Raw genomic sequence first — 7,424 nt, forward strand, 5'->3', positions numbered from 1 at the left:
TTTTTTATATATTATTTTCCAAAAGTACAATTTGGATAGTGACAAACTTCACAACTTTGACAAAGTCCACCAGTAGCATATCTCATAATATCAGCTTTTGTTAATCTTTCTCCAGTCATAACTCTTCCAAGAACTAAATCAAAAACAGTTTTTTTAGCAAACATTACACAACCTGGAAGTCCCATCATTGGAATATCTCCAAGATATGATAAAAGAAACATTGAACCAGGTAAAACTGGAGCTCCGTAACTTATAAGTTCTCCACCAAGTTCAATAATAGATGTAGGAGTCATATCATCAGGGTCAACAGACATTCCTCCTGTAAAAATAATCATAGTGGCTCCCTTATCTAAAAACTCTCTTGCTTTTTCTTTTATAACTTCTTTATCGTCTGGACAAAGAGCTTGTCCAATTATTTCTGGGTTATATGGTTTAAGTTTTTCTAAAATGACAGGACCAAATTTATCTTCGATTCTTCCATAAAAAACTTCATTTCCAGTAGTAATAATTCCCACTTTATATTTTTTATATGGTCTGATATTTAGAATAGGCTCTTTTATTAAATTCTTTGCTTTATCCATTTTTTCTTTTTCAATAACTAAAGGAATAATTCTAGCTCCTCCAACAAGCTCTCCTTTTTTTACAGGAATATTATTAGGAAGAGTGGCAAAAGAAATTTCTCCAAGCATATTTAGTTCAAAAAGTTTTTCGCTATTAACTTTTAAAACTCCATCAATAGAAGAATTAAAATTTATTTTTCCCTCTTTTACTTCATCGCCTAAAGAAATATTTTCTCCTTGTCCAAGTTTTCCAAGAATCATTGCTCCCTCATTTTCGTGGATCTTATCTTCTCCAAGTTCAAATACAAAAATATGGTCTTTTCCAAGTCTTAAAAGATGAGGAATATCTTCTTCAGTAATTATATGTCCTTTTTTAAAAGCTCTTCCCTTAAACTCTCCAGGAATAATTTCTGTTATATCGTGTTGTAAAACATGGCCAACTGCCTCAGTTGTTTTTATTTTTTTCATCATCTATTTTTTCCCTCCTTTGAGAATAAATAATTATATAATACCATAACTAAAAAACTAACTACTAAAATTACACCTAAGAAAAAATTAGCAGTTTGAGAATCTCCACTTTCAACAGCTGAGTATATTGCCATTGAAATTGTTTGAGTTTTTCCGGGAATATTACCAACAAGCATTAGTGTTGCTCCAAACTCTCCCATAGCTCTTCCAAAAGATAAAACCATTCCTGCTAAAATATTTCTTTTTATAAGAGGAATAGTTATTTTTTTTAAAATTTGAAAATCAGTAGCTCCTAATTGTTTTGCTACTTCACTATAAATTGGGTCTAGGGAAGATATTCCAGTTTTTACACTATTATACATAAGTGGAAGAGAAACGATAGAAGTTGTGATTATTCCAGCCCACCAAGAAAAAATAATAGTGATATTGAAATTTTTATATAAGAAACTTCCAATTACTCCATTTTTTCCAAGAATCAGAATTAAAATATATCCAAGAACTGTTGGGGAGATAAAAAGAGAGATATTAATAAACATCTCTACAATATTTTTTATTTTTTCACTGGTTTTATTTAAGAAATAAACCAATAAAATTGAAATAAAAGTAACTACAATAACTGAAATAATTGAAATTTTTAGTGTTAGTGCTATAATGCCTAAATTTAAAGAGTTCATAATTATTTACCAATCATTTCAAAATTATATTTTTCATAATAATCTTTAGCTTTTGAAGATTTTAAAAATTCATAAAACTTAACAACCTCTTTAGAATTTTTATCTTTTATTATTCCATAACTATAAATTATTGGTTTGTGTAAATCTTCTGGAATAATATAGGAGATTATTGAATTTTTCATAAGTTTAGCATCAGTTTTATAGATAAAAGCATAATCTATCTCACCAATTTCAACATATTGCATAGCACTTCTTACATCTTTTGAAAAAATAATATTGGATTTTATCTCATTCCAAAGATTAGAATTTTCTAAAATTTGTTTAGCATATCTACCGGCAGGAACAGTTTCAGGAGTTCCAATAGCGATTTTATGTTTTAAAATTTTTGAAAGATCATCAATTTTTTCTTTTCCAGCAATAACCATTCTATTTTTTAAAATATCTTGATGATTATTTTCTTCAATCAATCCTTTTTTATTTAAATCGTCTAAATCAGATTTTGATGCAAAGAAAACTATATCCACAGGAGCTCCACCAATAATTTGATTTTTTAAAGCTCCAGAACCACCAAGATTAATATTTATTTTAATATTTTTATTTTCTTTTTGAAATTCTGAAGATAATTTATATATGACTTCTTTAAGACTTGCAGCAGCACTTATAGTGATCTCTTTTTCCTTTTCTTTGCCACAACCGATAAGTAAAATTGTTAAACTAACTAATAAAATTTTAAAAATATTTTTCATAAAATACCTCCATCAAATGAATGAGCCTTCTACTGATTCTAACAAATTTATCAGAATATATCAAGGGTATTTAATTGAAAAAAAGCTAAAAAAATATTATAATTTATTGAAAGAAAAATAACGAGGTGAAAAATGTTTAGAGTGGCTATAATTTGTATGAGTGATAAAGGTTCAAAAGGTGAAAGAGAGGATATTTCAACAAAAGTTATAGAAGAAATAGTAATAAAAAATGGCTATGAAGTTGTAAAAAAAATTCTTATCCCAGATGAATATGAAGAAATTCAAAAAAATTTAATAGAAATCTGTGATAACAATCAAGCAGACTTAATAATTACAACTGGAGGAACAGGATTTGCAAAAAGAGATATAACTCCAGAGGCAACTGAGTCAGTAATTGAAAGAAAAGTTCCGGGAATTTCTGAGGCAATAAGAAATTATTCCATGACAATTACAAAAAGAGCTATGCTATCAAGGGGAGTTTCAGGAATAAGAAAAGAAACTTTAATAATAAATCTTCCGGGAAGTCCAAAAGCTGTAAGAGAATCTTTAGAATATATTATCACTGAACTTTGGCACGGATTGGAGATTTTAACAGGCAAGGCTTTTGATTGTGCTAGAAAGTAAAATGTGATATAATAATATGAATGAAAATAATTTTATAAGGAAGTAAAATGGAAGATTATATATTAAATGTTTTATCAAAATTTAGTTATCTTGGGATATTTTTCTTAATATTTATAGAAAATGTATTTCCACCAATTCCATCAGAACTTATTTTAGTTTTTGGAGGATTTATTTCAAAAAGTTTGAATTTGAATTTTTTATTATTGGTAATTTTTGCAACTTTAGGATCTAGTACAGGGGCAATAATTCTATACTATGCTGGGAAAAAAATTCCTCTTGAAAAAATGGAGAGTTTTCTTGAGAAAAAATGGGTAAAAAGACTTGGATTTAAACCAGGAGATATAAAGAAAAGTTTGAAATATTTTGAGAAATATAGTACCTTTGCAGTATTTTTTGGAAGATGTATTCCTGTTGTCAGAAGTCTTATCTCTATTCCTGCAGGAATGCAAAATATGAGTTTAAGAAAATTTTTAATCTATACAACAATTGGAAGTGGAATTTGGAATACCCTTTTAATATATATAGGTAGGGTTACTCAAGATAAATGGAAAGAGGGACTTTTAATTTTAGAAAGATATTCAAATAGAATTTTAGGTTTAATAATTTTGGCTTTTGTTATAAAATTTTTAGTAAAGAGATTTTTGAAAAAAAGAAAAAAATCAGAAGAGGGAAAAGATGAATGATCAGTTTGGAAGAGAGATAAACTATCTTAGAATTTCTTTAACAGATAATTGTAATTTAAGATGTATTTATTGTACTCCAAATCTGATTCATAAAAATAATATTCTTTCTTTTGAAGATATTTCAAAAATTATTGGAGTGGCAAAAGAATTAGGAATAAAAAAAATAAGGTTAACAGGTGGCGAGCCTCTCCTTAGAAATGATTTGAATAAAATTATTTCAAAAATAAAAGATACTGGAATAAATGAAATATATCTTACAACAAATGGAATTTTATTGGAAGAAAAAATTGAAGAACTAAAAGAGGTTGGACTTTGTGGAGTTAATATAAGTCTTGATACATTAGATGGAGAAATTTTTAGGAAAATAACTAGAGGTGGAGATATCCAAAAAGTTTTGAGAGGAATAGAAAAATCTTTAGAGCTTGGATTAAAAGTTAAAATAAATTCTGTAATAATAAAAGGAATAAATGAAAAATTTGAAGATTTAGTAAGATTAACAGAAAATAAAAATATTGATGTAAGATTTATTGAGCTTATGCCAATAGGTGAGGGAAAAAATTATCAAGGGATAGACAATCAAGAAATTTTGGAAAGTTTAAAAAAATCTTTTGAAATAAATGAAGAAAATTTTGAAATAAATGGTGTAACGAGATATTTCAGAATAAAAAATTTTAAGGGAAGAGTTGGATTTATAAGTCCTATTCATAACTGTTTCTGTGAAACTTGCAATAAAATAAGAATTACATCTTCTGGTGAAATAAAAAGATGTCTAAACGAAAAAGGAAGATTTAATATAAAAAATGTTGATGAAATTGAAATAAAAGAAATATTGAAAAATGAAATAATGAGTAAACCAGAAAAACATCTTTTTGGTGAGAGAAAAGATGATAAAGAAGAAAAAAATATGAATGAGATTGGTGGATAAAATGGGAATAATAAAAGCAGTTTGTATTAGTGAAAAAAGAGGAACTGATAAAAAAAATATACATAAATGTGAAGTGATTAAAGGTTTTGGTCTAAAAAATGATGCTCACGGAGGAGATTGGCATAGACAAGTAAGCCTTATATCTTTTGAAAAAATTGAGGAGTTTAAAAAAAGAGGTGGAGATGTTGTTGATGGCTCTTTTGGAGAAAATCTTATTGTTACAGAGATAGAACTTACAACACTTCCAATAGGAACAAAATTAAAAATAAATGATGTTGTTTTGGAAGTTACACAGATTGGAAAAGAGTGTCACTCTCATTGTGAAATATTTAAAAAAGTGGGAGATTGTATAATGCCAAGAGAGGGAATTTTTGCAAGAGTTTTAGTTGGTGGATTTATAGAAGAGGGAGATATAATTCAAGTAGTAGAATAATGGAGGAAAAATGGAATTTTCACATTTTAATAAAGACGGAAAAGCATATATGGTAGATGTCAGTGAAAAAAATAAAACTAAGAGAGAGGCAAAGGCTTTTGGAAAGATAAAAGTTTCAAAAGAGGTTATTGAAAAATTAACTAATCATCAGATGAAAAAAGGGGAAGTTTTAGGGGTAGCAAGAGTTGCAGGAATAATGGGAATGAAAAAAACAAGTGATATTATTCCAATGTGTCACCCTATTTTTATGAGTGGTTGTGAAATAAATTTTGAAATAAAAGAAGAGTTAGGAGAGATACATATTTATTCTACAGCAAAAACTGTTGGAGAAACAGGAATAGAGATGGAGGCTTTGACAGGAGTAACTACAGCGGCTCTTACAATTTATGATATGTGTAAAAGTGTAGATAAAAGAATGGTTATTTCTGATATTCATCTTTTAACAAAAACTGGTGGAAAAAGTGGAGATTTTAAATTTTAATAAAGTTAGAATATTATGAAAGTAAAAAATAAAAATATGATATTAAAAAATTACATAAATTAGATTACTCAAAGTTTTAATATTATCATATTATTATAAATTAAGGGGGAAAATTTATATGATAGGAATATTAAAAAATGCGATAGAAGATATAAGATTAAAAGAAGAAAATTGTTTAATAGTTTTAAAAGGATTTGACAAAGAAATATTTGGAGAATTAACTAAAGAAATAACTCCTGCATTTTTTGAAGAAATTTATTCTTTAAAAGAATTGTTAGAAAATAAAAAAAAGTTGCAAAAAAAACTAATAATTTTAGAAGAGGGTATTTATATATCTCGTTATGAAGAAATACTAATAGCTAAAAATAATTTGAATTTGTATGAAGGAAAAATTTATATTTTAGAAAATAATCTTTTTTCTTATTATTTATATGATTTTGAAGATAAAGATGAAATTTCAGAGTATATTAAAATAAGGAATAATGAAATTATTTTAAAAGATGAAAAAATAAAATATGATTACTTTTATTCAGATTTGATTTTGAGTAACGATAAAATTTATGTAAAGTATAAAAATATAGAAGAAAATCAAGATATGGAAGACATAGAAATAGAAAATATAAAAGTTTTTTCTTATCAAAAATATATTCCTTTAGAAAAAGAAATAAAAAATTTAACTGAAAATATAGAAGTATATAAATATTCATCTATTGGTCCAGTAAAAAATGAAGAATTAAAATATGATGTATTAAATCAAAAAATAAAAAATAGCATTAACATAGTAATAGATAAAGAAGTTATAAAAAGTAATAAATTTCAATATGATTTAGGAAGTTTAAAGTATATTTGTGACTTATGTTTTATAAAAATAAATTTTTATTCTAAAATTAAAGAGTTTAAAAATTATTATAGGAAAGAAGTTTTGAAGCTTTTGTCTAGATATTGGAAAAGTAATGAGTTTAGAAATCTAAAATTTTATACTAATCCTGATATTTCATTTGATAAGTCTTTAATATCTCAAGGAGATATAATAGAGGAAGTGATTCAAGAAGTAGAAAACTCAAAATCAATGAAAGATTTTAGTAATATTTTTATAACAGCTTCAACAGGTTCAGGAAAATCAATATTTTTCCAAATACCTGCTTTATATTTAGAAGAAAAATATAATTTAGTTACAATTATAATTTCTCCTCTAAAGGCATTAATGAAAGACCAAATAGAAAGTTTAAAAGAAAAAGGAATAAAAAGTGCTTGTTATCTAAATTCTGATTTATCTTTTATAGAAAGAAATGCTCGTATAGAAGAAATTAAAAGAGGAGAAAAATCTATAATTTATTTATCTCCTGAACTATTACAAATAAATTCTGATATTGCTACGATAATAGGGGAAAGAGAAATAGGACTTATAGTAATAGATGAAGCACATACAGTAAGTACATGGGGAAAAAATTTTAGAATAGACTATTTACTGATTGGGAATTATGTAGAAAAAATAATTCAACAAAAAAAATATAAGTTTCCAATTTTATCTTTAACAGCAACAGCTATTTATGGTGGAGATAATGATACTGTTCACGAAATATTAAATTCTTTAAAATTAGACTCTAATATTATTCATATAGGAGAAGTTAGAAAAGATAATATTTTATTTGATATAAAGGATTTTAAACCAGAAGAAGGTTCTTATAATTTTTTAAAAGAAGAAAAAGTAAGAGAACGTATAAAGGAAAAAATAGCAAAAAATAAAAAAGTGATATGATACCCATAAAGGACACATATATATTATCAACAAATTAAAAAATATAAGAAAGTTGGTAATGTATGTCTAAT

Annotated in this window: 9 protein-coding genes; 6 read left to right on the plus strand and 3 right to left on the minus strand. The window is 25.8% G+C overall.

Annotated elements, in window-relative coordinates:
- Positions 1–11: 11 nt before the first annotated feature.
- Genes I6E15_RS00615 through modA form a run of 3 tightly spaced genes read right to left on the minus strand, consistent with a single transcriptional unit; the run spans position 12 to position 2,448 of the window.
- The gene (locus tag I6E15_RS00615; RefSeq protein WP_235243407.1) at positions 12–1,031 is read right to left on the minus strand and encodes a molybdopterin-binding protein; all 1,020 of its coding nucleotides are present in this window, start codon (positions 1,029–1,031) and stop codon (positions 12–14) included.
- On the minus strand, positions 1,028–1,702 hold the full coding sequence (gene modB / locus I6E15_RS00620) for a molybdate ABC transporter permease subunit (protein ID WP_235243409.1): 675 nt from the start codon (positions 1,700–1,702) through the stop codon (positions 1,028–1,030). Before modB ends, I6E15_RS00615 begins: the two co-directional genes overlap by 4 nt.
- Positions 1,703–1,704: 2 nt before the next feature.
- Positions 1,705–2,448 (minus strand): molybdate ABC transporter substrate-binding protein, encoded by a 744-nt coding sequence (gene modA, locus I6E15_RS00625; RefSeq protein WP_235243410.1) that lies wholly within the window; start codon positions 2,446–2,448, stop codon positions 1,705–1,707.
- A gap of 132 nt (positions 2,449–2,580) precedes the next feature.
- Between modA and I6E15_RS00630 the strand changes: the two genes are divergently transcribed.
- The 6 genes from I6E15_RS00630 (at position 2,581) to I6E15_RS00655 (ending at position 7,353) form a co-directional block, all read left to right on the plus strand.
- A complete protein-coding gene (locus I6E15_RS00630; protein ID WP_235243412.1) occupies positions 2,581–3,072 on the plus strand; it encodes a MogA/MoaB family molybdenum cofactor biosynthesis protein in 492 nt (163 codons plus the stop codon).
- Between the two features lie 47 nt (positions 3,073–3,119).
- The gene (locus I6E15_RS00635; RefSeq protein WP_235243414.1) at positions 3,120–3,755 is read left to right on the plus strand and encodes a DedA family protein; all 636 of its coding nucleotides are present in this window, start codon (positions 3,120–3,122) and stop codon (positions 3,753–3,755) included.
- On the plus strand, positions 3,748–4,680 hold the full coding sequence (gene moaA, locus I6E15_RS00640; RefSeq protein ID WP_235243416.1) for a GTP 3',8-cyclase MoaA: 933 nt from the start codon (positions 3,748–3,750) through the stop codon (positions 4,678–4,680). Before I6E15_RS00635 ends, moaA begins: the two co-directional genes overlap by 8 nt.
- Before the next feature lies 1 nt (position 4,681).
- The gene (locus tag I6E15_RS00645) at positions 4,682–5,113 is read left to right on the plus strand and encodes an MOSC domain-containing protein (protein ID WP_235243419.1); all 432 of its coding nucleotides are present in this window, start codon (positions 4,682–4,684) and stop codon (positions 5,111–5,113) included.
- Between the two features lie 10 nt (positions 5,114–5,123).
- Positions 5,124–5,594, plus strand: a complete 471-nt coding sequence (moaC, locus tag I6E15_RS00650; protein WP_235243422.1) for a cyclic pyranopterin monophosphate synthase MoaC — start codon at positions 5,124–5,126, stop codon at positions 5,592–5,594.
- A gap of 118 nt (positions 5,595–5,712) precedes the next feature.
- Positions 5,713–7,353, plus strand: a complete 1,641-nt coding sequence (locus I6E15_RS00655; RefSeq protein WP_235243423.1) for a DEAD/DEAH box helicase — start codon at positions 5,713–5,715, stop codon at positions 7,351–7,353.
- Positions 7,354–7,424 lie beyond the last annotated feature (71 nt).

Origin of the sequence: Fusobacterium perfoetens, from assembly GCF_021531475.1 — a bacterium.
Lineage (GTDB): Bacteria > Fusobacteriota > Fusobacteriia > Fusobacteriales > Fusobacteriaceae > Fusobacterium_B.

Bases quoted from the DNA above. Each gene is read 5' to 3' on its own strand.
- I6E15_RS00615 (WP_235243407.1), bottom strand. From the start codon at position 1,031: ATGATGAAAAAAATAAAAACAACTGAGGCAGTTGGCCATGTTTTACAA.
- modB (WP_235243409.1), bottom strand. From the start codon at position 1,702: ATGAACTCTTTAAATTTAGGCATTATAGCACTAACACTAAAAATTTCA.
- I6E15_RS00645 (WP_235243419.1), top strand. From the start codon at position 4,682: ATGGGAATAATAAAAGCAGTTTGTATTAGTGAAAAAAGAGGAACTGAT.
- moaC (WP_235243422.1), top strand. From the start codon at position 5,124: ATGGAATTTTCACATTTTAATAAAGACGGAAAAGCATATATGGTAGAT.
- modA (WP_235243410.1), bottom strand. From the start codon at position 2,448: ATGAAAAATATTTTTAAAATTTTATTAGTTAGTTTAACAATTTTACTT.
- I6E15_RS00635 (WP_235243414.1), top strand. From the start codon at position 3,120: ATGGAAGATTATATATTAAATGTTTTATCAAAATTTAGTTATCTTGGG.
- I6E15_RS00630 (WP_235243412.1), top strand. From the start codon at position 2,581: ATGTTTAGAGTGGCTATAATTTGTATGAGTGATAAAGGTTCAAAAGGT.
- I6E15_RS00655 (WP_235243423.1), top strand. From the start codon at position 5,713: ATGATAGGAATATTAAAAAATGCGATAGAAGATATAAGATTAAAAGAA.
- moaA (WP_235243416.1), top strand. From the start codon at position 3,748: ATGAATGATCAGTTTGGAAGAGAGATAAACTATCTTAGAATTTCTTTA.